We start from the raw sequence: 23,711 nt of genomic DNA, 5'->3' as shown, positions 1-23,711 counted from the left end.
TCCACGTTCGTCAGCCGACCTTCATCCACACGCTCTTGACCTGGGTCAGGTCGTCCAGCGACGCCGCGCCCAGGTTGCGGCCGTGCCCGGACAGCTTCACGCCGCCGTAGGCCACCGTCGGATAGACCATCTGGTAGGTGTTCACCCACACGGTTCCCGCGCGCAGCGCCCGGCCGGCACGGTGGGCCCGGCCGAGGTCGTTCGTCCAGACGCCGGCCGCCAGGCCGTAGTCGGTGTCGTTGGCGATCGCGTACGCCTCCTCCTCCGAGCCGAAGTCCAGCACCGACATCACCGGCCCGAAGATCTCCTCCTGGGCGATGCGCATATCGTTGCGCACCGAGGTGAAGACGGTCGGCTGGTGGAAGTAGCCGACGTCACCGTGCCGATCGCCGCCGAGCACGAGCTCGGCGCCGTCCTCCAGGCCGTAGCCGACGTAACGGCGCACGCGCTCCAGCTGCTGCGCGGACACCAGCGGGCCGAGCTGGCTGCCGGGGGCGAAGCCCGAGCCGATCCGCAGATCGCGCGAGCCCTCGACGATCCTGCTCACCAGTTCCTCGCGCACGTCGCGGTGGACGAGCACCCGGCTGCCGGCGGTGCACACCTGGCCGGACGCGCCCCACACGCCCATCATCGCCGCCGCGGCCGCGGCCTCCAGGTCCGCGTCCGGGAAGACGATCAGCGCGCTCTTGCCGCCCAGTTCGAGGCCCACCCGCTTGACCCGGGCAGCGGCCGCCGCCTGGATCGCCGATCCGGTGGCGACCGAGCCGGTGAAGGAGACGGCGTCGACGTACGGTGACGTGACGAGCGCGGCGCCCGCCGACTCGCCGGACCCCTGCAGCACGTTGAACACGCCGGGCGGGATGCCCGCCTCCAGCGCCAGCTCGGCCATGAGCACCGCGGACATCGGGGTCTGCTCGGCGGGCTTCAGCACGACGCTGTTGCCGGCGGCGAGCACCGCGGCCACGAAGGCCAGCACCGAGGTCGGCCCGTTCCACGGTGTGATGAGGCCGATCACGCCGATCGGCTCGCGGTGCTGGTAGACGACCAGGTCGGACGGCACCGACGGGATCGTTCCCTCCAGCTTCGTCGGCCAGCCCGCGTAGTAGTCGATGCCGTCGACGGCGAACTGCACGATGAAGCTCTCGTACCACCGCAGCAGTCCCGAGTCGATCACGTCGAGCTCGGTGAAGACGTCGGCCCGCTCCGCGAGCAGGGCGGACAGGCGGCGCAGCCGCCGCTCCCGCTCCAACGGCGCGAGGAAACGCCACCGGCCGTCGTCGAACGCGGCCCGCGCCGACCGCGCAGCCCGTTCGGCGTCCGCAGCGGAGCCTACGGCCGCGATGGCCACCTGCCGTTCTGTCGCCGGGTCGACGACCGGCATGGTCGCGCCGTCGGCGGACGGGACCACCTCGCCGTCGATCACGTGACCGAACAGCTGGCGGGACAGCTCGCGGACGGTGTCCGCCGAGATCGGGTAGACAGAGGGGTCGGTCAACGTGCTGCTCATCCGGCAACACTCCTTTCAGGTGACGGAAGCATCGTCGGGGCCGGTCCGGCGTGCCTGTGCCCGCCGGCAGCGCCGGGTGTGAGTGATCTGCCTGCTCGCCAGGGCCACCGCGATCATCAGCGCCGCGCCCTGGAACAACGGCTGGATCCAGAAGGTGCCCGGCCCGAACGACAGCTGCAGGCCCTTGACGCCGAACGCCGGGGCGAAGTACGCGAACAGGAACACCGCGCTGTAGCGGCCCAGGGTCGCGCCGATCGGGGTGTGCGGCGCCTCCTGCGGGGCGCCGTCACCGCCTGAGACGGCCACCTCGGTGCGGTCCGCCAGGTCCTGGTGGACGAAGCGGATGCCCGCCTCGTGCGCCGCGACCGCCGGTCGAGCACGACCTGGCCGGCGAACGTCTTCGAGACCGTGTGAAGATCCAGTGCGGGGCCGCTCACCTAGACGCCCCACAGTTCTTGAACGTGTCCGTGAACCCGGCGAGGCCGGGCCAACCGTCCTTCTCTCCCTCGATCTCCTTCGCCGCCTCCGGCGTGGTGACCAGGTAGTCCACGCCGGCGTCGATCGCCTGCTGGACGGCGGCGCCCGGGTCCGTGGCCGTGGCGCTCACCGTGACCAGTTCCCAGCCTCGGGCCTTGACGGCCTCGTCGAGGTATCCGGCCAGGATGGCGCAGCTCGGGTCCGCGCACTGGACGAAGGCGACCTTCTGCGAGGCCGGCTCCGAAATCGTCCCGCACGCCGCCAGAGCGGTCGCGAGCACGCCTGTGGCGAGGAGCGTCAGGGTCTTGGTGCCGTACATGTGGCTACCCGTCGTAGTGATCAATTGGGGGTGGTCGAAACGGGTCTACGGGGAGTGGCGGCCGGAGCGGCACGTCGCACCGGGGCATGCCTCGGACCATAAATGTCATGAGGATTAACCGCAAGTACCAGAATCCTTGTCGTTATTTCTCATGAGGATTATGGTTCGGTACATGCTCGAAACAACAGTCCGGCCCGGTCCACGCCTGTGTCGCGTGAGGGAGAGGAGGAGATGGACGTGAAGACGTGCGCGGCCTTGACCCTGTGCGACGACGGCGCCGTGGCGCTGGTCGGCACGATGGACGAGATCGGCCAGGCCTACGAGGACGAGCGCGCCTGGCACGGCATCCGGGACATCATCCGGTTCTGATCCCCGAGTCTTCCTCAACGGTAGCCTTGACGTCATGTCCATCAGGCGTGACAGCGCTGAGACCCCCGCCATGAGCCGCGTCGCGATCGGACGTGGCGACGGCCTGATGCGTGTTCTCAAGACGTCCGAGAGCATGGCCCGCGATCTCGTACGCGACATCATCGCATCCGGACGGCAACCCGGTGACGCGTTGCCGGCCGAGGCGGCCATGCTGGCCGAGTACGGCGTCAGCCGCGAGTCGCTGCGGGAGGGCCTGCGCCTGCTGGAGGTCCAAGGGCTCATCTCCATCCGCCGGGGGCCCGGCGGCGGCCCCGTGGTCGGCATGGTGGACCCGGCCAACCTGGGCCGCACCGCGACGCTCTACTACCAGATGGCCGGCGCCACGTACGAGGAGCTGTTCGAGGCATGGGTGTTCGCCGAGTGCGAGCTGGCCGCGCGCGCGGCGCGCCACCCCCTGCGCGACGCGCGGTTGGCCGCGATGGCGCCCTTCCTCGGCTCCGACGACTGTGCCGACGACGAGCAGGCAGGGGTTGAGGACTTCGTGGCGCAGCACTCGTCCTTCCATGCCACCATCGCCTCGCTGGCCCGCAACCGCGTCCTGGAATTGACGTTGCAGACCATGGGGCAGGTCGTCACGCACCATGTCGCGGTGAACGAGGATCCCAGAGCGATCCGCGACCTCATCGCCACCAGCCACCGGCGCCTGGCCAAGGCGATCGTCGGCGGCCACGGCACGCTGGCCCGTACCCTCATGCAGCAGCACATCGAGGACATCAGCAGCTATCACCGCGAGCAGAGCAGCGTCCAGATGGACGAGGTCATCGAATGGCAGTGAGCCCGGAGCGCACGGCGTGTGCGGTTCCAAAACGCGAACACTGCTGCTGAGCTGGGCGTTCGCCGGACGATCAGGCTGCTGTGCGGTACGTGGTACGCGAGAGAAAGAAGAACGTCCGGAGCGAAGCGAAGGCCCTTTGTGGGCGGGTGCACAGGAAGAACGCCCTTTAGGGCGGCCCGATGGTGCTGGCGCGCAAGATGACCGTGCCCGGCACCCGTTCGATTCGCCGTCGTCCCCGGCTCCCGTCCCGCAGGGCCAGAGCGATCACCCGCTCCCCCATCTCCTCCAACGGCAGCGACACCGTCGTCAGCGGTGGTGTCAGGTCCCGTACCACCGGGATGTCGTCGAAGCCCGCCAGCGACACGTCCTCCGGCACCCGCAGCCCGCGTTCCCGCAAGGCGGCCAGCGCTCCCACCGCCATCACGTCCGTGGCGGCGAACAGGCAGGTGGCGTCGAGACCGCGGTCCAGGAGGGCGGAGGCCCCGGCGTAGCCGCCTTCACGGTTGAACGGGCCCTCCTCGATCTGGTCGACCGTCACCCCGGCCGCCGCCAGGGCGTCGCGGAAGCCGCTGACCCGGTCCACGACGGTGCTGAGGCCGGGCGGGCCCGACAGGATGGCGAAGCGGCGGTGGCCGAGGGCGAGCAGGGCGCGGGCCAGGGCGGCGGCGCCCTCGCGGTTCTCCGGAAGTACGGTGTCGACGCGCAGGCTGCGGTGCCGGCTGACCACGGCGACCCGGCCGCCGGCGTTCAGGTAGGGGCGTAGTTCGACGTCCATGGCCCGTTCCCAGCCGCGGTCCTCGAAGCCGGAGCCGATCAGCAGGATCGCGCGGGCCCGCTGGGCGCGCAGCATGGAGACGTAGGCCACCTCGCGCGTGCTGTCGCGGAACGTGCTGGCCAGCATCACCAGCAGGTCGCGCTGCGCGGCGGCGCGCATGACGCCCCTGGCGATGCCGGAGAAATAGGGGTCGCTGACGTCGTGGCAGATCACGCCGACGGTCTCGTTGGAGGCCCGGACGAGGGCCTGGGCGTGGGCGTTCGGCGTGTACGCGAGCTCGGAGGCGGCGGCCTCGACCCGGTCGCGCAGGTCTTCGCGGACCTTGGCGGTGCCGTTGAGGACACGTGAGGCGGTGGCTAGGGAGACTCCGGCGGCCATGGCCACATCCCGGAGAGTGACGTGAACGCGATCGGCCACTCGCCCTCCTGTAACAGGAAGTTAACGACCATTGACCCCTGGACCATGCCGGGTTAGCGTACCGCAGGAAAGCGCTTTCAGATAGCGCTTTCTCGCATTTGGCCTGATGGCACGCGATGGAGGGATACCTTCGATCGTGGTACAGACCGCTGATGGAATCGTGCGGCGCGAGAGTCCGAGCTCGCGCGACCGCGTCGTGGAACTGGCGGACCGGTCCTGGCGGCCGTTCGCCCTGCTCGCCGCCTGCTACGCGATCTGGTGGGCGATCACCGAGTTCGAGATCGTGCCCAGGTTCCTCGTGCCCTCGCCCGGAGTCACCCTCCAGGTGATGGCCGACAAGGCCGGCTACCTCGCCCACCACACCTTGGTGACCGGCTACGAGACGGTGCTCGGCTTCGCGATCGCCGTCGTCGTCGGCGTCGCCGCGGCGGTGCTCATGGTGGCCTCGGCGGAGGTCGAGAAGACCCTCTATCCGCTGCTGCTGTTCGCGCAGGTCGTCCCGAAGATCGCGATCGCCCCGCTGTTCGTGGTCTGGCTCGGGTTCGGGCTGACGCCCAGGATCGTGGTCGCCGTGCTGATCGCGTTCTTCCCCGTCGTCATCTCCATGGTCACCGGCCTGAAGTCGGTGGATCCGGAGATGCTCCAGCTGGCTTCGACCATGGGAGCGAGCCCGGCGAAGACCTTCGCCAAGATCAGGTTTCCCGCCTCCCTGCCGTTCCTGTTCTCCGGGTTGAAGGTCGCCGTGACGCTCGCCGTCACCGGGGCGGTCGTGGGCGAGTTCGTCGGCGGCAACGACGGGCTCGGCTCGGTCATCCTGCAGGCCAACGGCAACATCGACACACCCATGCTCTTCGCGGGACTCCTCGTCATGTCCCTGCTCGGCGTCGTGCTCTTCGTCGCCGTCGAGTTCGCCGAGCGGCTGCTGCTGCCCTGGCACGCCAGCCGCCGCGGCGACGCCGTCACCGTCACGTACTAAGGAACGACCCCGCCGAAGACCTCACCCCCTGAGGACGCCATGAAGACACGCACGCTGATCGCCGCCATAGCCCCGGCTCTGCTCCTGTTCGCCACCGCGTGCGGCTCCGGCGGCGGCGAGAAGACCACCAGTTCGTCGGGCAAGCAGCTCGACAAGGCCACGCTCACCCTCAACTGGTATCCGTACGGCGAGCACGCGCCCTTCTACTACGGCAAGACGAAGGGCATCTTCGAAAAACACGGCATCGACCTGACGATCCAGGCCGGGCAGGGCTCGCAGAAGACCGTCCAGGCCACCGGCGCCGGCCAGACGGACTTCGGCTGGGCCGACACCCCCGCGCTGCTCGGCGGAGTGAGCTCGGGCGTGCCCGTGAAGAGCCTGGGCGTCTTCCTGCAGACGACCCCGGCCTCGGTGCAGTTCTTCCAGGAGAAGAACATCACCAAGCCGGCCGACCTGAAGGGCAAGACGATCGCCTCGACGGCCGGTGACGCGCTCACCAAGACCTTCCCGGTGTTCCTCAAGGCCAACGGGATGAGCGACGCCGACGTCAAGCTGCAGAACACCGACCCGGCCGGCAAGATCGCGGCGGTCATGTCGGGGCAGACGGACGCGCTGCTCGGCTACGCCTCCGACCAGGGCCCGACGATGCAGAACAAGGCCGGCAAGCCGGTCGCGTACCTGCGCTTCTCCGAGTTCGGCCTGAACTACTACAGCAACGGCCTGCTCACCTCCTCCTCCTTCCTGCAGAGCAAGGCCGACCTGGTCAAGCGGATGGTCGCGGCCACCAGCGAGGCGTGGGCGGCGGCCGAGAAGGACCAGCAGGCCGCCGTGGACGCCATGAAGGGCGCCTCGGAGCAGCTGCCGCCGGCTCAGGTACTGCTCGACCAGTTCAAGACCACGACCACGCTGCTGCACACCGACGCCACCCAGGGACAGGCGCCGGGCGTCAACACCGAGGCCGACTGGCAGAAGACGATCGACACCTTCGCCAAGGCCGGGATGGTCTCCAACCCGCAGGCGCCCAGCGCCTACTGGGACGCCAGCGTGGCGCCGAAGGGATGACCGTGACGCAACAGGCACCCGCCGTCGAGATCGACAAGGTGGCGGTGCGGTTCCGATCGAAGAAGCGCGACGTGGTCGCGCTGGAGAACGTGTCGATGGACGTCCGCCCCGGCGAGTTCGTGTCCATCGTGGGCCCGTCGGGATGCGGCAAGTCGACGCTGCTCAAGCTGGTCTCCGGGCTGCTCAAGCCGTCGGCGGGCGCGGTGCGGCTGCTCGGCGGCACGGTCGGCGGCCCGCGCCACGACGTCGGGTACGTCTTCCAGCGCGCCGCCCTGCTGGAGTGGCGTTCGGCGCGCAAGAACATCCTGCTGCAGGCCGAGATGCGTGACATGCCGCAGAAGGAGGCCGCCGCCAGGGCCGACGAGCTGATCGAGATGACCGGGCTGACGGGCTTCGAGGACGCGTTGCCGCATGAGCTGTCCGGCGGGATGCAGCAGCGGGTGGCACTCTGCCGCGCGCTGCTGCACCGGCCGCCCGTGCTGCTCATGGACGAGCCGTTCGGCGCGCTGGACGCCCTGACCCGCGAGCAGATGAACATCGAGCTGCACCGCATCTGGCACGAGACCGAGACCACGGTCCTGCTCGTCACGCACTCCATCGCCGAGGCGGTCTACCTGGGCAACCGGGTGATCGTCATGACGCCGCGGCCCGGCACGATCGCCGAGGTCATCGACGTGGCGCTGCCACGGGTACGTGACTACGCGGCGACCATGTCCCAGCCCGCCTTCGCCGCCGCGACCAGCCACATCCGCGACCTGCTGGGGGCCGCCACGCACAACGATTGACCGCTCGGATCCGCCCCCTCCCCCCACTGAGAGGATTCCGATGCCCACATTCGTCCGCTTGTGCGCGCTCGCACTGGTGCTGGTCCTGGCCCAGTTCATCGCGCCCACCGCCCACGCCACCGCCGCCGACCAGGCGGCACAAGCTCCCGACTGTACGTTGGGCCGCACGGTCGTCCGCAAGACCAACGCCGCCACCAGCTGGGCCCCGGTGACCCCCGCCAAGTGGCAGTTCCCCGGTGACCAGGTGATCCTCGCCGAAGCCGGGGAAGCGCGCCCCGGCCCGCGCCGCCCCTTCGAGTACGCCGTGCTGACCAAGGGCCCGGTCTTCGGATCGGTGCAGATCGACGCCGAGGTACGGCTCGACACCCCGACCAGCGTCAGCAACCGTGACGTGATCATCGTGTTCGGCTACCGCTCCGATCTGCAGTTCAACTACGCCCACCTGTCGCAGGACAACACCATCTATCCCCACAACGGGATCTTCGTGGTGAACAACGCCGACCGCCTGCGCATCGACGACCAGTGGAACGGCCAGGTCGGCGCGCCGCCCGCGGTCACCGATGAGGCGTGGCACAAGGTCCGCGTCCGCTACTGCGCGGACACCGGCCGCATCTCGGTCTTCATGGACGGCTCGACGACACCGCTGATCACGGCCACGGACCGGACGTTCCCCTCGGGCCGTGTCGGCTTCGGCTCGTTCGACAACATCGGGCGGGTGCGCAACCTGACCGTCACCGGCACACCGGCCTGCGCCGACCGCTCCCAGCCCTGACCGCCTGCGCCGAGCACCCAGAACCCCTGACGTCACCCTTCTTGACTGCTCCCACTTCTCCCTTTACCGTCCCCGGTAAGCGCTTTCCAACAACCCCTCAGGTGGTGCACAGGAATGCCGAAATCCCCCCTCCGGTACCTCTTAGCCGCACTGCTGGCGACCGCGCTCTGGGCGCCGCCGGCGGCCGCGATGGACTCGACCCCGATCGACGACCCCATTCCGGAGAATCCCACCGCGTCCGGTCTCACGCTGACGCTGACCGAGTACGCGACCTTCCCCAAGACCGAACCGGTCCCCACGCCCACCGACCAACGGCTGATGCGCTGGGCCAGGATCAACAACATCGGCGAGATCCCCGACGGGTCGCGGCGCCAGTTCGTCAACGACCTCAACGGCAAGCTGTACCTGCTGAAGAACGGCCAGCCGCAGGAATACCTCGACGTCGGTGCCACGTTCGCGCCGGACTTCCTCTCCGGCCGCGGTCTGGGATCCGGGTTCGGGTACGTCGCCTTCCATCCGGACTTCGCCCGTAACGGCAAGTTCTACACCGTACACACCGAGTGGGGCGCGGCTCTCACCACCAAGACGCCGGACCTGACGCCTCAGCCCGACACCAAGTTCCACGGCGTGATCACCGAGTGGACGGCCACGAACCCGAAGGCCGACACCTTCAGCGGCACCCACAGAGAGGTGCTCAGGCTCGGTTTCAACGGCCAGGTCCACGGCATCCAGCAGATCGACTTCAACCCGTACGCGCGGCGCCGGGACGCCGACTACGGCCTGCTCTACGTCGCCTCGGGCGACGGCGGCCGGGGCTCGTCGAGCGACGACCCGCAGAACCTGGCCATCCCGCAGGGCAAGGTGCTGCGCATCGACCCCTTGGGCACGAACGCCGCCAACGGCAAGTACGGCATCCCGGCCAAGAACCCGTTCGTCACCAAGGCCGGCGCGATCGGCGAGATCTACGCGTACGGCATGCGCGACCCGCACCGCTTCAGCTGGGACCCGCAGGGCAACCGGCTGTTCCTCGGCCACATCGGCGAGCACGCCATCGAGGCCATCTACGAGGTCAAGGCCGGTGACAACCTGGGCTGGAGCGAGCGCGAGGGCTCCTTCGTGTTCAACAAGGCCGACCGCTGCCATCTGTACACGCTGCCCGACAACGACGCGTCGTTCGGCTACACCTACCCGGTCGCGGCCTACGACCACGACCCGCCGCCCGGCCACTCCTGCACGGCCGACAGCGGTCACGCGGTGGCCGGTGGGTTCGTCTATCGCGGCACGCGGCTGCCGCTGCTGTACGGCAAATACCTGTTCGGCGACATCGTCGACGGCCGCGTCTTCTTCACCATCGCGAGCCAGATGCGGCAGGGCGGCCCGCGGGCCACGATCTACCAGCCCAAGCTCGTGAACGCGAGCGGCGCCACGGTCACCATGAAGGATCTGGCCGGGGACGCCCGGGTGGACCTGCGCCTGAGCCGCGACGGCGCGGGCGAGCTCTACCTGCTGTCCAAGGCCAACGGCAAGATCTGGAAGGTCACCGGCGCCTGCATGACGGCGACGCCATGAGGCACCGCTATCTGGCCCCGGCGGTGGCTCTCGTCCTGACGGCGACGCTCGCCACCCCGGCCGCCGCCCACGACCGGCCCGGCGTACTGCCCACGCTGCGCCACAACCTCATCGCCGCCTACGACTTCGAACACCCGGTCCCCGGAAACCCGGCGCAGGAGCGCGACCAGGGCAGATCGGGCACGGACATCACGCTGATCAACGGCGGTGCCGCCATGCGCAACGACGACGGCGCGCATCGGGGCAGCCGCCACTCGATCCAGCTCCAGCAGGTGAACCCCGCCACGATGGGCAACGACGACTGGAAGGCCGGGATCTACTCCGAGACCGGAGTGCCCACCCTCCACGCCTTCAACGCCGTCAAGGGCGCCACCGTCATGGGCTGGTTCAAGATGACCGGCGAGAACCCCAGCCTCAACTCCAACACCGCGGACCCGGCCGACCGCTACGGAGCGATCGGGCTGGCCGGGGTGCTCACCGGCAACTCCCAGGGCCATGACGTCAGAGCGCTGCTAGAACTCATCACGGTCAACGGGGAGCTGCGCGTGGTCGCGCTGGGCAGGCGAGTCGACGGCAGCAGTTCCCAGACCTTCGCCGCGAGCGAGCCGTGGCAGAGCGTGCTTCCCCAGGATGAATGGGTCTTCCTGGCGGCCACGTTCGACTACGACAACGCCGCGATGAAGCTCTACAAGAACGGCCGCCCGCTCGACGGCTTCTACACGCTCACGGGTGATCCGTGGGGCGTGGAGGGGGCGCCGGAGCCCGATCTCACCTCGGCCACCGACCCCAGAGGCATCAAGATCGGAGGTAGCTATCCGCAGAACACCAGAGAGAACAACCCCTGTAACTGCCGGATGGACGATTTGATGTTCCTCGACAGGGTCGCGGCCCCCCTGGAGATCTGGGCCCAGTACAAGCTGGCGACCCGAGGCTGAACGGCTGGGGCTGGGAGGACTCCCACCGCCTTCCCAGCCCTCCGTCAGCCGTTAGTCTGCATCTGTTTGGTCCTGTGGTCCTTGAGATGGAGCTCACCGTGGAGACGCTCCTTCAAAGCGTCAAGCACCTTGCGGCTGGACAGCACGGTCCATCGGTTGCCGACCAGGTGCGGGTTGTATTCGGGCGCGGTGTCCATCCAGGCGTCCTTGCCGGCCTGGGTGGCGAACGTCGACACGAAGAACTGACCCTCGTCGGTCTGGCAGAAGCCCGTACGAATGTCCTTGGCGTTGACCTGGATCTTCGGCTTGCACCCGACCTTCTCGGCCAGTTGCTCGACGGTGTAGACGTTGTTGTCGACCGTGGCGGGCTTCTGCACGATGGGCTCGCCCCCGGCCATCGCGGCGCTCTGGCCGGCTCCTACGGAACCGCTGGCGTTCGTACAACCGGCCACGAGCCCGACCAGCAGCGCAGTAGCGGCCAGACGTGGAAATGTCGTCATGTGCCGAGATACGCAACCCCCGTAGGTGGGGTTCACTCCGGCCGAGATTAAACCGAGATTCACCCGAGACCTCAGCCCGAGAGCCGCAATCCCGGCCGAAGAACCGCGATCTCAGCGCAGGACGACGCAGCCGCGCTCCACCAGGCGGCGCAGCGCGTCGGGCTCGCCGTCGAGCTTGTTCCAGCGCAGGTCGAGCTTCTCCAGCGCGGGCAGCTCGCCAAGGCTCTCGGGCAGCGTCCTGAGCCGGTTGTTGCGCAGATCCAGGTGCGTGAGCCGGGCCAGCCCCGCGACCGCGCCGGGCAGCGCGCGCAGCTGGTTGTTGCGCAGGTCGAGCACGCGCAACTCGCCGAGCCCGCCGATCGAGTCAGGCAGGGCGGTCAGCCGGTTGCCCTGCAGATGCAGCTCGCGCAGCCGGCCCAGCCCGCCGATGGAGCCGGGCAGCGTCTCCAGCCGGTTGTTGTAGAGCCGCAGCTCGACCAGCGACGCCATGCGGCCGAGCGCCTCGGGCAGGCCGGTCAGCCGGTTGTCGGTCACGTTGAGGTAGGCGAGCCGGTCGAGCCGGCCGATCGCGGCGGGCACCTCGGTGAACCGGTTGTCGCTCAGGTAGAGGTAGTCGGTCAGGCCCAGGTCGCCGATCTCCGGCGGTATCGTGGCGAGGTCGTTGTGCCCGAGGTCGAGCATGCGCAGCCCGGTCAGCCCGCCGATCGCCGCGGGCACCTCGGTGAGTGCGTTCTCGGCCAGGTTGAGCGATTCGAGCCGGGTCAGCTTCCACAGCGCGTCGGGCACGCCGGTCAGCCGGTTGCCGCCCGCCGCCAGGTGCCGCAGCCCGCCGCCGAGCCGCGCGGGCAGCGTCTCGATGGCGTTGCCGTACAGGTACAGCGTCTCCAGGTACGGCGGGCAGCCGGGCACCTCGGTCAGCAGGTTGCCATCGAGGTGCAGCGCCCGCAGCGCGGTGAGTCCCGTCAGGTCCGGCAGCGAGCGCAGGCGGTTGCCGTCGAGCCGGAGCTCGGCCAGCGACGTCAGGCCGCCCAGCCACGCGGGGAGCTCGGTGAGCTCGTTCCAGGCCAGGTCGATCAGCCGGACCTCGCCGAGCTCGGCGGGGTCGGAGCCGGGGAACGTGGTCAGCCCCGCGCCGGGTGCGCGCAGTTCAACATGGATCGTCACGGCGCCGATCCTCGCACGCCGCCACCGGAAGCACGCCGCCGCCGGAAGCACGCCGCAGGAAGCCCGGCTAAGTGCCCGGCGCGGCGTCCTGTCCGGCGAGGTTCCTGAGGTCGAACAGCTCGGACGGCGAGATCGGCATGCGGTCGATCTCGATGCCCTCCGCGTCCTCGATCGCCCCCGCGATCACCGCCGAGACCGGGATCACCCCGGCCTCTCCCGCCCCCTTGATGCCGAGCGGGTTGAGCGGCGACGGCGTCTCCAGGTGGGCGGTCTCGATGTGCGGGATCTCCGTGACGTACGGCATGAGGAAGTCCATGAACGAGGCGTTGAGCAGCTGCCCGTGCCCGTCGTACACCATCCGTTCGTACAGGGCGCCACCGATGCCCTGGGCCACTCCCCCGTGGATCTGTCCCTCCACGATCATCGGGTTGATCAGCCGGCCGCAGTCGTGCACGACCGCGTACCGCAGGACCTTGATCTCGGCGGTCAGCGGGTCGGTCTCGACGATGGCGGCGTGCATCCCGGCCGCGAACGTGGACCTGATCGGCGAGTAGTAGTCACGGCCCTCCAGCCCCGGCTCGTCGCCCTCGGCCACCGGCGGTTTGTCGGGCGAGGAGACGCCGGAGAACTGGGTCGCCTTGGCCGCCTCCTCGTCGAAGGCGTACCGCAGCGGGTTGGCCAGGACCGCGACCGTGGACAGCGGGATCGAGGCGGTCGGGGCGCCCACGACGTGCACCAGGCCGTCGGCGATCTCCAGGTCGGCCGGGTCGGCCTCCAGCGCGTCGGCGGCGATGCGCAGCGCCTTCTCCCGCACCTTGCGGCAGGCCAGGGCGATGGCGTTGCCGCTGACCACGGCCGCGCGGGAGGCGAAGGTGCCGACCGCGTACCCGAACCTGCGCGTGTCGCCGGTGACGACCGAGATCCGCTCGATGGGCACGCCCAGCTCGGTGGCGGCGATCTGGGCGAACACGGTCTCGTGGCCCTGCCCCTGCGAGGTGAGCCCGGTGGAGACGTGTACGCGGCCGTCGGAGGTGATCTGGACGTGGCCGCCCTCGTACGGGCCGACGCCGGTGCCCTCGACGTAGCAGCCGATGCCGATGCCCCGGTGCCGGCCGGGTTCGAAGTCGTCCCAGCCGATGAGCTCCTTGAGCATGCGGAGCATCTCGGGGTAGTCGCCGCTGTCGTAGATCAGCGGGCGTCCGTCCTGGAAAATCAGGCCCTGGTCGTAGGGGAACTCGTCGGGGCGGATGAAGTTCGCCGCGCGCACCTCGGTGCGGTCCTTGCCCAGGTAGCGGGCGATCTTGTCCATCGTCCGCTCCATGCAGAACACGGCCTGCGGCCGCCCCGCCCCCCGGTACGGGGTGACCTGCACGGTGTTGGTGTAAACGGCGGAGAACTCGGCCCGGTAGGCCCCGATCCGGTACGGCCCGAGCAGCTGCGTCGAGGTGATGATCGGGACGATGATCCCGTACGGCGTGTAGGCGCCGTGATCGTGCAGGATCGTCACATCCAACCCTTGAACCACCCCGTCGTCGTCGAAACCGACCTTGACGTGCTGCACCTGACCCCGCTCGTGGGCGGAGGAGATGAAGTGCTCGCGCCGGTCCTCGGTCCACTTGACCTCCTGGCCGAGCCGCATCGCCGCCCACGGCACCAGGATCTCCTCCGGCCACGGGTGCACGATCTTCACCCCGAACCCGCCGCCCACGTCGGGCGCGATCACCTCGACGTGCGGCAATGGCAGGCCCAGGGCCGCGGCGACGGCCATGCGGACGCTGGTCGAGGTCTGGGTGCTGGTGTAGACGCGCAGGTCGGAGCCGTCCCAGCGGGCGTACACGCCGCGGCCCTCCAGCGGCATGCTGGCGCTGCGCTCGATGTCGAGCCGGAAGCTCAGCGTGTGCGGCGACGCCTCGATGGCCTCGCGGGCGCTCCGGCCCGCCTGGTTCGGCACCTCCTGCACCAGATGGGCGCCCACGTTGCCCGGTACGTCCTCGTGGACCAGCTGCGCGCCCTGGACAGCCTCCTCGATGCCCACGACCGGCTTGAGCGGCTCGTAGTCGACCTCGATGAGGGCGCAGGCGTCCTCGGCGAGGTAGCGGTCCCTGGCCACGACCATCACCACGGGCTCGCCCACGTGCCGGACGACGTCCCTGGCCAGGGGGTAGGCGGTGCGGCCGTGAGTGAGGGCGGGATGCGGGATCAGCAGGGGCAGGGGACGGCCCACGCGCTCGGGCAGGTCCTCCCAGGTGTAGATGGCGACCAGGCCGTCCACGTCGAGCGCGGCGCTCACGTCGACGTCGCGGACGCGGGCGTGGGCGTGCGGCGAGCGGACGAACGCCGCGGCCAGCGCGCCGGAGCCCAGGTCGTCGAGGTAGCGGCCCCCGCCGGTGAGCAGCCTGGGGTCCTCCCGGCGCTGGACCGGCTCCCCGAACAGCCTGGTGGTCATCCCTAGGTCTCCTCGGCGATCAGCTCCGCCGCCCGGTGGACGGCCTTCACGATGTTCTGGTAGCCGGTGCAGCGGCACAGGTTGCCGGAGATGCCGTCGACCACCTCCTCGTCGGTGGGCGCCGGGTTGTCACGCAGCAGCGCGGTCACCGTACACAGGAAGCCCGGTGTGCAGAAGCCGCACTGCAGCCCGTGGCACTCCGCGAACGCCCGCTGCACCGCCGACATCCCCTCCGGCCCGGCCAGCCCCTCCACCGTGGTGATCTCGCTGCCGTCGACGGTCACCGCGAACGTCAGGCACGAGCGCACCGGCTCGCCGTCCAGCAGCACCGTGCAGCAGCCGCACACGCCGTGCTCGCAGCCCACGTGCGTGCCGGTCAGCCCGAGGTCGTGGCGCAGGCAGTCGGACAGCAGCCGCCGTCCCGGCACCCGCACCCGCCGCGCGGCTCCGTTCACCACCAGCGTGATCTCGCGCTCGCGCTCCAATCCGGCCTCCCTCACGTACCTGCTGGGCTGCTACCCCACGGTCCCGCCACCTCACGGGCCACGTCCTTGAGCGCCGCCTCACGGGCGGCGTCCTTCAGCGCCTGCTCGGCGAGGACGCCGACCAGATGCAGCCGGTACGCGGCGCTCGCGTGGATGTCGTCGTCCGGCTCGGTCGCCTCCCGTACGGCCCGCGCCACGCCCGCCCAGTCGACGCTGGAGGGGGGACGGCGCTCGCACAGCCCGCCCACGTCCACGACCACCGGCACGGGGCCGACGCTGACGCAGGCCACCCGGGCGGCGGTGACGCGCAGGTCGTCGTCCAGCGTGACCAGCGCGCACACCCCGGCCAGGGCGTAGTCGCCGTGCCTCCTGGCCACCTCGCGGAACGCCGTACCCGACCGTTCCGGCGGCATCGGGAAATATGCGGAAACGGCGAGTTCGCCCGGCTGGACGGCCGACTCCATCGGCCCGACGAAGAAGTCGGCGGCCGTCACCTCCCGGCTCACCACGCCCTCGGCGGCGTCCAGCCGGGACAGCCGTACCGACCCGCCGAGCAGGGCCAGCACGGCGGGCAGCTCGGCGGCCGGGTCGGCGTGCACCAGGCTGCCCACCACCGTGCCCCTGTTGCGGATCACCGGGTGGGCGACCAGCCGGAGCGCCTGCCGCAGCAGCGGATGTCCGGCCAGCCGCTCCACCTGGGCGTGCCTGGCCAGCGCGCCCACGGTGACGCCTTCGGCGGCGAGGTCGAGGCTGGCCAGCGACTCGACGCGGTTGATGTCGACCAGGTGCTCGGGCGCCGCCAGCCGCATGTTGAGCATGGGGATCAGGCTCTGGCCGCCCGCGAGCACCTTGCCGCGCGGACCCACCTGGGCGAGGACGTCCAGGGCCTCGCCGAGGTCGCGCGGCGCGTGGTGTTCGAAGGGCGGCGGCTTCACCCGGCCTCTCTCCCCGCGGCGGCTGTGTCGGCGGGCCGCCCGGCGATGACGCGCAGCAGGTGGTAGCCGCCCACCACGACGATCGTGCCGAACGCGATGCCCTCCAGCCGGAAGTCGCCGCTGATCAATTGCTTCACCGGTCCGATCGCCAGGATGATGCCCGCGCCGATGGGGACCATGTTGACCGGGTCGGCGAAGTTCACCCGGTTCTCGATCCAGATCTTGGCGCCGAGCAGGCCGATCATGCCGTACAGGATGACCGTCACGCCGCCCAGAACGCCTTCCGGAGTCGCGGAGACCAGCGCGCCGAACTTCGGGCTCAGGCCGAACAGGATGGCGATGAGTGCGGCGATGTAGTAGGCGGCGGTGGAGTAGACCTTGGTGGCGGCCATGACGCCGATGTTCTCGGCGTAGGTGGTGGTGGGCGAGCCGCCGACGGCGCTGGTCACCACGGTGGCCAGGCCGTCGGCGGCGATGGCGCGGCCGATGTAGGGATCGACGTCGGTACGCGTCATCTCTCCCACGGCCTTGACGTGACCGATGTTCTCCGCGATCAGCGCGATCACCGCGGGCAGCACGAGCAGCACGGCCGAGAACTTGAAGTCTGGCAGATGAAACGGCGGCAGGCCGAACCATGGCGCCGCCTCCAGCTTGGAGAAGTCGACACGCAGATGCGGGGCGATCTTGAGCGCGCCGTCGGTGTAGGCCGGGACCTGGCCGAACAGCTGGTCGGCCACCCAGGACAGCGCGTAGCCGACGATCAGGCCGAGCAGGATGCCGATGCGCCCGATGAAGCCCTTGAACGCCACCACGATCACGAACGTCACCAGCATCGTGATCAGCGCCATCCACTGGTCCTTGGGCCAGTAGACGTCCGCCACCACGTAGGCCAGCCCGAACCCGATCAGCATGACCACCGCGCCGGTCACGATCGGCGGGAAGATCCGGTGGATGATCTGTACCCCGAGGAAGTGCACGGCCAGCCCGGCCAGCGCGAGCACGAACCCGACGATGAGGATCGCGCCGGTCACGATGGCATCGGCGCCGGGGGTGTCACCGCCGAACACCGCCCTGATGGCCAGCACGCCGCCCACGAACGACGCGCTGGTGCCCAGGTAGCTGGGGATCTTGCCCTTCACGATCAGCAGGAACATGATCGTGGCCACGCCGGACATCATGATCGCGACATTGGGGCTCAGCCCCATCACCAGCGGGAACACGAACGTCGCGCCGAACATCGCGATCACATGCTGCGCGCCGAACCCGATCATGCGCGGCCAGGTCAGCCGCTCGCCGGGTTTGACGACCTCTCCGGGAGCCAGATGCTTGCCGTCGCCGTGTTTGGTCCAACCGAAAACCATGTGAGCCCCTCTTCACCCGGGCTGCCGCTTCCAGTGCCGCCCCGCAGGCTCCTTCCGCATCCCGCTCCAGATTCGTGCTGCCGTTGCGGGCACATTAGGCCCGCAGGCGTGCTCGTACACGGGCATGATCTGCCAAATTCGCTTTCCTGACCAGAGGAGTGGTCGCGCACTACCTTCAGGTGGTTCCGGTGAGCGCTCAGTTCCAGTGCGGCGGCCGGTGGTAGGTGGCACCACCGGGCCCGCTCGCTTCAGCGCGGCCAGGTAGGCCCGCCAAACCTCAGTGCACCCGGATCGAGAACCCCTCCCCCGTCACCACCTGCCCCGTCCGGATCTTGCACGTCTTCCGGAGCTCCACTTCCCCATCCACCGACACCATTCCCTCGGCGATCAGGTGTTTGGCCATGCCGCCCGTCTCCGTGACCCCGCAGTACTTCAGCAGGTCACACAGCGGGATGAAGTCGGAGCGCAGTTCGAAGTCCACGACCACTCAGCCTAGATGCCCCGCATGCGCAGCACGTGCAGGGCCAGGGTCAGGTTGAGGCGCAGGTGGGGGTCGTCGGTGAAGTTGCCGAGCAGGCGCTCCAGCTTGCCGATGCGGTAGCGCAGCGTGTTGTAGTGGAAGTGCAGCCGCCTGGCCGTCTCCGCCACGTTGAGGTTGGTCTCCAGGAGCACCTGCAGGGTTCTGCGCAGGTCGGAGTTCTCGGCGTCGTCGTCCAGGGCCAGCGGGCCCAGCGTCTCGCGGACGAACGCGTGCAGTTCCTCCGTGTCGTTCACCAGCGACAGCAGCCGATAAACGCCCAGCTGGTCGAAGTGGGCCACCGCGCCGGGGCCGTGGAGCTGGCGGCCGACGCGGGCCGCCTTCAAAGCCTGCGAATACGCCTCGGGCAGCAGGTCGGCGCCGGGCGACGGGCGGGAGGTGCCGGTCGAGAACGTGGCGGGCGGCACGTCGGCGAAGGAGGAGGCGGCGTCCTTGGCCACCCTGGCGGCGTCCACCGTGGCGTCCAGTACGGCCACCACCTCGTGCGAGAAGCCCGCGACCGCGCCCTGGGGGTCGTGGCGGCGCATCGCCGCGACCCAGCACGCGACCAGGCGGTCCTGGGTGGCGCGTTCGTCGCCGTCCGGGTCGAGTTCGGCGACCAGCACGGTGACGGGCCGTTCCAGATCCCAGCCGAACGCCCTGGCCCGCGCCGTGACGCGCTCGGCCGTGCCCGCCCGGCCGGTGAGCACGTCGCGCAGGAAGTCGGCCCGGTACTTGCTCTCGACGGCGTTGACCGCCTCCTGCCTGGTGACGACGAGCGCGGCGACGGTCGCGGCGCGCTCCAATATGCCGACGTCGCTGTCACGGAGCGTCCCGGCCGGGCTGTAGGCGACGATGCGGCCGTGGTGGTGGCCGCCCGCGAGGACGGGAACGGAGGCGAACGCGCGCGTGCGGCCCGCCGTACCGAAAGCGGGCCTGCCGGAAGGAGTACGGCCCGAGGCGGGGACGAGCGGCGGCCCCTCGTGCGCGATCGACTCCCACAGGAGGGTCACGTGGTCGGGCGGCCCGGCCGTGGCGAGCACCCGCCCGCCGCCGTCGACCGCCGCCACCGCCACGTCGAGCAGCGCGGCCACCTCGGCGGTCACCTCGTCCAGCCCGCCGCCGGCCAGCACCACCTGGACCAGCGCCCGGTGCGCCTCCTCGGCGCGGGCGAGCACGGCGGCCTGGCGGTTGAGGATGTCGGTCAGCACCTGGTTCAGGATGTCGTCGAAGCCGACGTCGTTCGGCAGCAGGATGAGCGGGAACCCGAGCCGGTCGGCCTGCTCGACCATCTCGTCGGGCAGCTTGTCCACGTACCTGCCGAGCTTGATCGCCAGGGCCGCCAGTTTGCGCTCGTCGAGGTCGGCCACCAGGCGGCCGAGCGACTGGGGGGTGTTGCGCAGCGGGTAGCCGGTGGTCAGCAGCAGCTCGTGCGGCTTGACCCAGGCCAGGATGTCGGGCACCTCCATGACGTTGAGGCGCTGCACGATGCGGCCCAGCCCGCTCTCGCCGGCGATGAGGCGGGCGTCCGCGAGGGTCGATACGCCCAGCACCTCCCCCACCGAGACGCCGTGGGTGATCGTGCCCGTGCTCGCGAGACGGACTGGGGGCTCCATGTGGAGATTGTGACCCCAGAAGCGGTCTGTCAGGAAGAGCCAACCTTCACGCTGACTCTTGGCAAATTTCTCCGTACGGACGGTTGTGCGGCACGTTCTACGGTCAGGTCCAGAGCCGGTAGGGAGGTTCGGTGACCGTCGGTATTCATGCGAGGCGCCCGCGTACCCCTGTGACAGGAGCGGCCAGCGCGGCGGTACGCCCTGTGCTGGCGGCGCCGCGCAGCCCCGCGCGGGTGCTGGCCGTCTTCCCCGCCGGGGTGTACCTGGAGGTCAGGACCGAGCTGGAGCCGTCCGTGCTGGCCGTCATCACGGGCGCGGCGACGCGGCTGCCCAACTCCGTGCTGCTGGCCGCCGAGCTGCCGCGCGTCACCGTGGGTGACGAGGCCGCCGTGGGCGACGGCGCCATCGAGCTGGGGCGGCTGAGCGTACGGGCGCGCCGCTGGTGGGATCCCGCGCCGCCGCTCGGCCGGGTCGATCCCGTACGGCTCAGGCAGGCCGCCCCTCGCCTGACCCCCGGCGAGCCCGGATTGGCGGGCAACGACGCCATCGAGCTCCTGGCGGCCGGCTGCGCGAGCGGCCGGTTGCTGGGCGCGGTCACGGCGGCCGAACGACTGGTCGGCCTCGGTCCGGGGCTGACGCCGAGCGGGGACGACGTGCTGGCCGGGCTGCTGGTGACGCTCAGGCACCTCGGCGCGGCGGCCGGGGCGGAGCGGGCGGTGTGGCTGGCGGACTGGCTGGCCGCGACCGTGACGTACGACGCCCGCACCCGTACGACGCCGATCTCGGCGACACTCCTGCACTGCGCGGCCAGAGGCGAGGCCAGCCCCGAGGTGATCGCCGTGCTGCGCGGCATCGCCGGGCGGCAGGAGCTCGAACCGGCGCGGCGGCAGCTGCGGCGGCTCGGCCACACCTCCGGGTCCGACCTGCTCCAGGGCATCTCCATCGGTCTCGACACCGTCCTGGCCATGGCGGAGGCCCCGAGCCCGCCCCAAAGCCCGCCCCATGTCCCGGCCATGACGGAGGCCCCGGCCCCGGCCCGCGCCTTGAGCGTGACCGGATGACCCGCGACGCGGTGCTGCTGCGCAAGGGCGTCTACCACGACTCCGTCACCCTCATGCGCGTCAGCCGCTCGCTGTCGGACCTGCCCGGCATGCGGGTGGCCATCGTCGCCATGGCCACGGAACTGAACCTCGCCCTGGCTCGCGACCTGGGCTTCGACCTGCCCGCCGCCGACCCGGGCGACCTGCTCGTCGCCCTGCGCGGCGACAGTGTGGACACCGCCACCGGCGAGCTCGACCACGCCCTGGCCCGGCTGTCCGCCTCCCGGACCCGGGCGGCCGCCGACCAACCCCCGCTCACCACCCTCTCGGCGGCCAGAAGCCCGGCCGACCTGGTGCTCGTGTCGGTTCCGGGAGAGCACGCGTTCGCCGAGGCGCTCGACGCGATCCACGCGGGACTACCCGTGATGATCTTCAGCGACGGCGTGCCGGTCGCCCGGGAGCGGCGGCTCAAGCTGCTGGCCGAGGAGCGTGACGTGCTGGTCATGGGCCCCGACTGCGGCACCGCCGTGATCGCCGGGGTGGGGCTGGGGTTCGCCAACGTGCTCAGGCCGGGCCCGATCGGCGTCGTCGCGGCCTCCGGCACCGGCGCCCAGCAGGTGACGTCCCTGCTCGACCAGGCGGGCGCCGGGGTCAGCCATGTGCTCGGCGTGGGCGGCAGGGACCTGTCGGCCGAGGTGGGCGGGCTGTCGGCGATGCGGGCGCTGCGCATGCTGGACGACGACCCGGCCACCGAGCTGATCGTGCTGGTCTCCAAGCGGCCCGACCCGGCGGTGGCGCGGGCCGTACAGGAGGTGGTGGAGACGCTGAGCACGCCGGTCGTGTCGGCGCTGCTCGGGGAGCGCGATCTGACGGCGGCCGCGGAGGAGGCGCTGCGCGCCATCGGCCGGCCCGTTCCCGCCTGGGAGTCGTGGCCCGGCTGGTCGCCCACGTCGGCGTACACGAAGCTCAAGGGCGTCTACTCGGGCGGCACGCTGTGCGCCGAGGCGAGCCTGATCGCCGGGGCGGGCGAGTTCACCGACTACGGCGACGACGCCTACACCAGGGGCCGCGCCCATCCGATGATCGACCCGACGCTCCGTCTGGAGGCCCTGGCCCAGGTGGAGCCGGGCGACGTGATCCTCATGGACGTCGTGCTCGGGCACGGCGCCGACCCCGACCCGGCCGCCTCCCTCGCCTCGGCCGTCGCCCACGCCACCCACCATGGAGCCACCGTCGTCGTCGCGCTCATCGGCACCGAGGGCGACCCCCAGGGCCTGCACCGGCAGGCCGCGGCGTTCCGCGAGGCGGGCGCCACCGTCTTCACCTCCAACGCCCAAGCCGCCCGGCACGCCAGGAACCTCCTTTGACTCTGCTCTCCGGTCCGCCCCACGTGATCACCGTCGGCGCCGCCCTCCTCCAGGAGTCGCTCGACGCGCAGGCCGCGCCGACGACCGCCGTCGCGTGGCGGCCGCCCCTGCCCGGCACCGCGGACGCGCTCGCGCGGGTGCTCGCCGACCCGCGCCTGCCCGCGGCCAACGAACGGGCCGTCGGCCGCCTGACCTCGGCCCGCCCCCAGCTCGTCGGGGTACGGCGGGCCTCGGAGGTGCTCGACCTGCCGGAGCGGATGTTCCTGCACGCGGGGCCGCCCATCGACTGGGAGCGCGCGTCGGGCCCGATGCGCGGGGCGCTGATCGGCGCGATGCTGCTCGAGGAGTACGCCCATGACGTGCCGTCGGCCGAGGAGCTGCTGGCCACCGGCCGGGTACTCCTGGAGCCCTGCCATCGGCACGCCACGGTCGGCCCGATGGCGGGCGTGGTGAGCCCGTCGATGTGGATGCTGGAGGTACGCGACGCCGAGCACGGCGGCACGGCCTACTGCTCGCTCAACGAGGGCCTGGGCAAGGTGCTGCGTTACGGCGCGTACGGACCCGAGGTGCTGGAGCGGCTGCAGTGGATGGACCGGGTGCTCGGGCCCGTCCTGTCGGCCGCGATCGAGCTGGGCGGCCCGATCGACCTGCGCGCGATGATCGCGCAGGCGCTGCAGATGGGTGACGAGCTGCACAACCGCAACCGCGCCGCCACCTCGCTGTTCCTGCGCGAGCTGGCCCCCTGGGTGGTCGAGGCGGCGGCCGGCAGCGCCGCCGAGGTGCTGCGCTTCGTCAACGGCAACGACCACTTCTTCCTGAACGCCGCCATGGCCGCGGGCAAGGTGAGCACCGACGCGGCCAGGAACGTACCCGGCTCCTCGATGGTCGTCGCCATGGCCCGCAACGGCACCGATTTCGGAGTACAGGTCTCGGGGCTGGGCGATCGGTGGTTCACCGGGCCGGCGGGCGTGCCGGACGGGCTCTACCTCGGCGCGTACGGCCCGGCGGACGCCAACCCGGACATCGGCGACTCCACGATCACCGAGACGTCGGGCCTGGGCGGGTTCGCGATGGCGGCGTCCCCGGCCATCGTGCGGTTCGTCGGCGGCGAGGTGGCGGACGCGGTGGCGGCGACCCGGTCCATGTACGAGATCACGCTCGCCGAGCATCCCGCCTACCAGATCCCGGGGCTCGGCTTCCGCGGCACACCGGTCGGCATCGACATCACCCTGGTGGCCAGGACCGGCGTGTTGCCCGTCGTCAACACCGGTATCGCGGGCCGCGTGGCGGGCACCGGCCAGGTCGGTGCGGGCCTGGTGAAGCCCCCGGTAGAGGCATTCACCGCCGCATTGCTCGCCCTGGCCGCCGACCGTAATTGATCCAATTGATGGGCGATATTGCGACACGTCAAGGCATTTGTAAGAGCCGAGTTGTGGTTCCCTTGGGAATGACCTGCCTATATCGTGGCCAACGCTCATAATC

Annotated in this window: 23 protein-coding genes; 11 read left to right on the top strand and 12 right to left on the bottom strand. The window is 70.5% G+C overall.

What is annotated here, in order from left to right:
* Positions 1–10: 10 nt before the first annotated feature.
* From ACGFJ2_RS01430 to ACGFJ2_RS01420, 3 genes are read right to left on the bottom strand one after another with little or no spacing between them, the layout of a single operon-like run.
* On the bottom strand, positions 11–1,507 hold the full coding sequence (locus tag ACGFJ2_RS01430) for an aldehyde dehydrogenase family protein (protein ID WP_393463520.1): 1,497 nt from the start codon (positions 1,505–1,507) through the stop codon (positions 11–13).
* 15 nt (positions 1,508–1,522) lie between these two features.
* Positions 1,523–1,957, bottom strand: coding sequence for a hypothetical protein (locus ACGFJ2_RS01425; protein WP_393463518.1), 435 nt, complete (start codon positions 1,955–1,957; stop codon positions 1,523–1,525).
* The gene (locus ACGFJ2_RS01420; RefSeq protein ID WP_357941168.1) at positions 1,941–2,327 is read right to left on the bottom strand and encodes a hypothetical protein; all 387 of its coding nucleotides are present in this window, start codon (positions 2,325–2,327) and stop codon (positions 1,941–1,943) included. Before ACGFJ2_RS01420 ends, ACGFJ2_RS01425 begins: the two co-directional genes overlap by 17 nt.
* Before the next feature lie 207 nt (positions 2,328–2,534).
* On the opposite strand from ACGFJ2_RS01420, the gene ACGFJ2_RS01415 reads away from it, so the two are divergent.
* Positions 2,535–2,672, top strand: a complete 138-nt coding sequence (locus ACGFJ2_RS01415; protein ID WP_393463516.1) for a hypothetical protein — start codon at positions 2,535–2,537, stop codon at positions 2,670–2,672.
* Between the two features lie 34 nt (positions 2,673–2,706).
* Positions 2,707–3,507, top strand: coding sequence for a GntR family transcriptional regulator (locus ACGFJ2_RS01410; protein WP_357941164.1), 801 nt, complete (start codon positions 2,707–2,709; stop codon positions 3,505–3,507).
* 166 nt (positions 3,508–3,673) lie between these two features.
* Here the strand turns inward: ACGFJ2_RS01410 and ACGFJ2_RS01405 are convergent, their stop codons facing one another.
* Entirely contained in the window at positions 3,674–4,699 is a 1,026-nt protein-coding gene (locus ACGFJ2_RS01405; protein ID WP_357941161.1) for a LacI family DNA-binding transcriptional regulator, read from the bottom strand.
* Positions 4,700–4,859: 160 nt separating this feature from the next.
* Between ACGFJ2_RS01405 and ACGFJ2_RS01400 the strand changes: the two genes are divergently transcribed.
* The 6 genes from ACGFJ2_RS01400 (at position 4,860) to ACGFJ2_RS01375 (ending at position 10,798) form a co-directional block, all read left to right on the top strand.
* Positions 4,860–5,675 carry an ABC transporter permease gene (locus ACGFJ2_RS01400; RefSeq protein WP_357941159.1) on the top strand — a complete coding sequence of 272 codons (816 nt, stop codon included), beginning with the start codon at positions 4,860–4,862 and terminating at the stop codon, positions 5,673–5,675.
* 39 nt (positions 5,676–5,714) lie between these two features.
* Positions 5,715–6,737 (top strand): ABC transporter substrate-binding protein, encoded by a 1,023-nt coding sequence (locus tag ACGFJ2_RS01395; RefSeq protein ID WP_393463513.1) that lies wholly within the window; start codon positions 5,715–5,717, stop codon positions 6,735–6,737.
* Positions 6,734–7,522 (top strand): ABC transporter ATP-binding protein, encoded by a 789-nt coding sequence (locus ACGFJ2_RS01390; protein WP_393463511.1) that lies wholly within the window; start codon positions 6,734–6,736, stop codon positions 7,520–7,522. The genes ACGFJ2_RS01395 and ACGFJ2_RS01390 overlap by 4 nt, the downstream gene beginning before the upstream one ends.
* A 40-nt stretch (positions 7,523–7,562) precedes the next feature.
* Positions 7,563–8,294 carry a hypothetical protein gene (locus tag ACGFJ2_RS01385; RefSeq protein ID WP_357941153.1) on the top strand — a complete coding sequence of 244 codons (732 nt, stop codon included), beginning with the start codon at positions 7,563–7,565 and terminating at the stop codon, positions 8,292–8,294.
* A gap of 114 nt (positions 8,295–8,408) precedes the next feature.
* A complete protein-coding gene (locus ACGFJ2_RS01380) occupies positions 8,409–9,863 on the top strand; it encodes a PQQ-dependent sugar dehydrogenase (protein WP_358175416.1) in 1,455 nt (484 codons plus the stop codon).
* Entirely contained in the window at positions 9,860–10,798 is a 939-nt protein-coding gene (locus ACGFJ2_RS01375; RefSeq protein WP_393463508.1) for a hypothetical protein, read from the top strand. Before ACGFJ2_RS01380 ends, ACGFJ2_RS01375 begins: the two co-directional genes overlap by 4 nt.
* Positions 10,799–10,842: 44 nt before the next feature.
* Here ACGFJ2_RS01375 and ACGFJ2_RS01370 read toward each other — a convergent pair whose 3' ends face one another.
* From ACGFJ2_RS01370 to ACGFJ2_RS01335, 8 genes are all read right to left on the bottom strand, one after another.
* Positions 10,843–11,298: a hypothetical protein gene (locus ACGFJ2_RS01370; protein ID WP_357941147.1), complete on the bottom strand. Its 456-nt coding sequence runs from the start codon at positions 11,296–11,298 to the stop codon at positions 10,843–10,845.
* Positions 11,299–11,409: 111 nt separating this feature from the next.
* Positions 11,410–12,462, bottom strand: a complete 1,053-nt coding sequence (locus ACGFJ2_RS01365; RefSeq protein ID WP_393463506.1) for a leucine-rich repeat domain-containing protein — start codon at positions 12,460–12,462, stop codon at positions 11,410–11,412.
* Between the two features lie 67 nt (positions 12,463–12,529).
* The gene (gene cutA, locus ACGFJ2_RS01360) at positions 12,530–14,908 is read right to left on the bottom strand and encodes an aerobic carbon-monoxide dehydrogenase large subunit (RefSeq protein ID WP_393463504.1); all 2,379 of its coding nucleotides are present in this window, start codon (positions 14,906–14,908) and stop codon (positions 12,530–12,532) included.
* Between the two features lie 2 nt (positions 14,909–14,910).
* Positions 14,911–15,393, bottom strand: a complete 483-nt coding sequence (locus ACGFJ2_RS01355) for a (2Fe-2S)-binding protein (RefSeq protein ID WP_357941142.1) — start codon at positions 15,391–15,393, stop codon at positions 14,911–14,913.
* An 11-nt stretch (positions 15,394–15,404) separates the two neighbouring features.
* The gene (locus ACGFJ2_RS01350) at positions 15,405–16,328 is read right to left on the bottom strand and encodes an FAD binding domain-containing protein (RefSeq protein WP_357941140.1); all 924 of its coding nucleotides are present in this window, start codon (positions 16,326–16,328) and stop codon (positions 15,405–15,407) included.
* Entirely contained in the window at positions 16,325–17,689 is a 1,365-nt protein-coding gene (locus tag ACGFJ2_RS01345; RefSeq protein WP_393463501.1) for a uracil-xanthine permease family protein, read from the bottom strand. Before ACGFJ2_RS01345 ends, ACGFJ2_RS01350 begins: the two co-directional genes overlap by 4 nt.
* Before the next feature lie 277 nt (positions 17,690–17,966).
* Complete coding sequence (locus ACGFJ2_RS01340; protein ID WP_357941136.1) at positions 17,967–18,170, bottom strand: RNA-binding S4 domain-containing protein; 204 nt, start codon at positions 18,168–18,170, stop codon at positions 17,967–17,969.
* Between the two features lie 11 nt (positions 18,171–18,181).
* Positions 18,182–19,822 carry a PucR family transcriptional regulator gene (locus ACGFJ2_RS01335; RefSeq protein ID WP_393463499.1) on the bottom strand — a complete coding sequence of 547 codons (1,641 nt, stop codon included), beginning with the start codon at positions 19,820–19,822 and terminating at the stop codon, positions 18,182–18,184.
* A 131-nt stretch (positions 19,823–19,953) separates the two neighbouring features.
* Between ACGFJ2_RS01335 and ACGFJ2_RS01330 the strand changes: the two genes are divergently transcribed.
* From ACGFJ2_RS01330 to ACGFJ2_RS01320, 3 genes are read left to right on the top strand one after another with little or no spacing between them, the layout of a single operon-like run.
* Positions 19,954–20,883, top strand: a complete 930-nt coding sequence (locus ACGFJ2_RS01330) for a DUF2877 domain-containing protein (protein ID WP_393463497.1) — start codon at positions 19,954–19,956, stop codon at positions 20,881–20,883.
* Positions 20,880–22,229, top strand: coding sequence for an FdrA family protein (locus ACGFJ2_RS01325; RefSeq protein ID WP_393463495.1), 1,350 nt, complete (start codon positions 20,880–20,882; stop codon positions 22,227–22,229). The genes ACGFJ2_RS01330 and ACGFJ2_RS01325 overlap by 4 nt, the downstream gene beginning before the upstream one ends.
* Positions 22,226–23,608 carry a DUF1116 domain-containing protein gene (locus ACGFJ2_RS01320; RefSeq protein WP_393463493.1) on the top strand — a complete coding sequence of 461 codons (1,383 nt, stop codon included), beginning with the start codon at positions 22,226–22,228 and terminating at the stop codon, positions 23,606–23,608. The genes ACGFJ2_RS01325 and ACGFJ2_RS01320 overlap by 4 nt, the downstream gene beginning before the upstream one ends.
* The last annotated feature ends 103 nt before the right edge of the window (positions 23,609–23,711 follow it).

Origin of the sequence: Nonomuraea sp. NPDC049028, assembly GCF_043197735.1 — a bacterium.
Lineage (GTDB): Bacteria > Actinomycetota > Actinomycetes > Streptosporangiales > Streptosporangiaceae > Nonomuraea.
The sequence above is the reverse complement of the archived record's forward strand: the minus strand, read 5'-3'. Positions and strand labels throughout refer to the sequence as shown.

Coding starts and splice junctions, on each gene's coding strand:
- ACGFJ2_RS01430 (WP_393463520.1), bottom strand. CDS start 1,507: ATGAGCAGCACGTTGACCGACCCCTCTGTCTACCCGATCTCGGCGGAC.
- ACGFJ2_RS01415 (WP_393463516.1), top strand. CDS start 2,535: ATGGACGTGAAGACGTGCGCGGCCTTGACCCTGTGCGACGACGGCGCC.
- ACGFJ2_RS01410 (WP_357941164.1), top strand. CDS start 2,707: ATGTCCATCAGGCGTGACAGCGCTGAGACCCCCGCCATGAGCCGCGTC.
- ACGFJ2_RS01395 (WP_393463513.1), top strand. CDS start 5,715: ATGAAGACACGCACGCTGATCGCCGCCATAGCCCCGGCTCTGCTCCTG.
- ACGFJ2_RS01390 (WP_393463511.1), top strand. CDS start 6,734: ATGACCGTGACGCAACAGGCACCCGCCGTCGAGATCGACAAGGTGGCG.
- ACGFJ2_RS01385 (WP_357941153.1), top strand. CDS start 7,563: ATGCCCACATTCGTCCGCTTGTGCGCGCTCGCACTGGTGCTGGTCCTG.
- ACGFJ2_RS01380 (WP_358175416.1), top strand. CDS start 8,409: ATGCCGAAATCCCCCCTCCGGTACCTCTTAGCCGCACTGCTGGCGACC.
- ACGFJ2_RS01375 (WP_393463508.1), top strand. CDS start 9,860: ATGAGGCACCGCTATCTGGCCCCGGCGGTGGCTCTCGTCCTGACGGCG.
- ACGFJ2_RS01370 (WP_357941147.1), bottom strand. CDS start 11,298: ATGACGACATTTCCACGTCTGGCCGCTACTGCGCTGCTGGTCGGGCTC.
- cutA (WP_393463504.1), bottom strand. CDS start 14,908: ATGACCACCAGGCTGTTCGGGGAGCCGGTCCAGCGCCGGGAGGACCCC.
- ACGFJ2_RS01345 (WP_393463501.1), bottom strand. CDS start 17,689: ATGGTTTTCGGTTGGACCAAACACGGCGACGGCAAGCATCTGGCTCCC.
- ACGFJ2_RS01335 (WP_393463499.1), bottom strand. CDS start 19,822: ATGGAGCCCCCAGTCCGTCTCGCGAGCACGGGCACGATCACCCACGGC.
- ACGFJ2_RS01325 (WP_393463495.1), top strand. CDS start 20,880: ATGACCCGCGACGCGGTGCTGCTGCGCAAGGGCGTCTACCACGACTCC.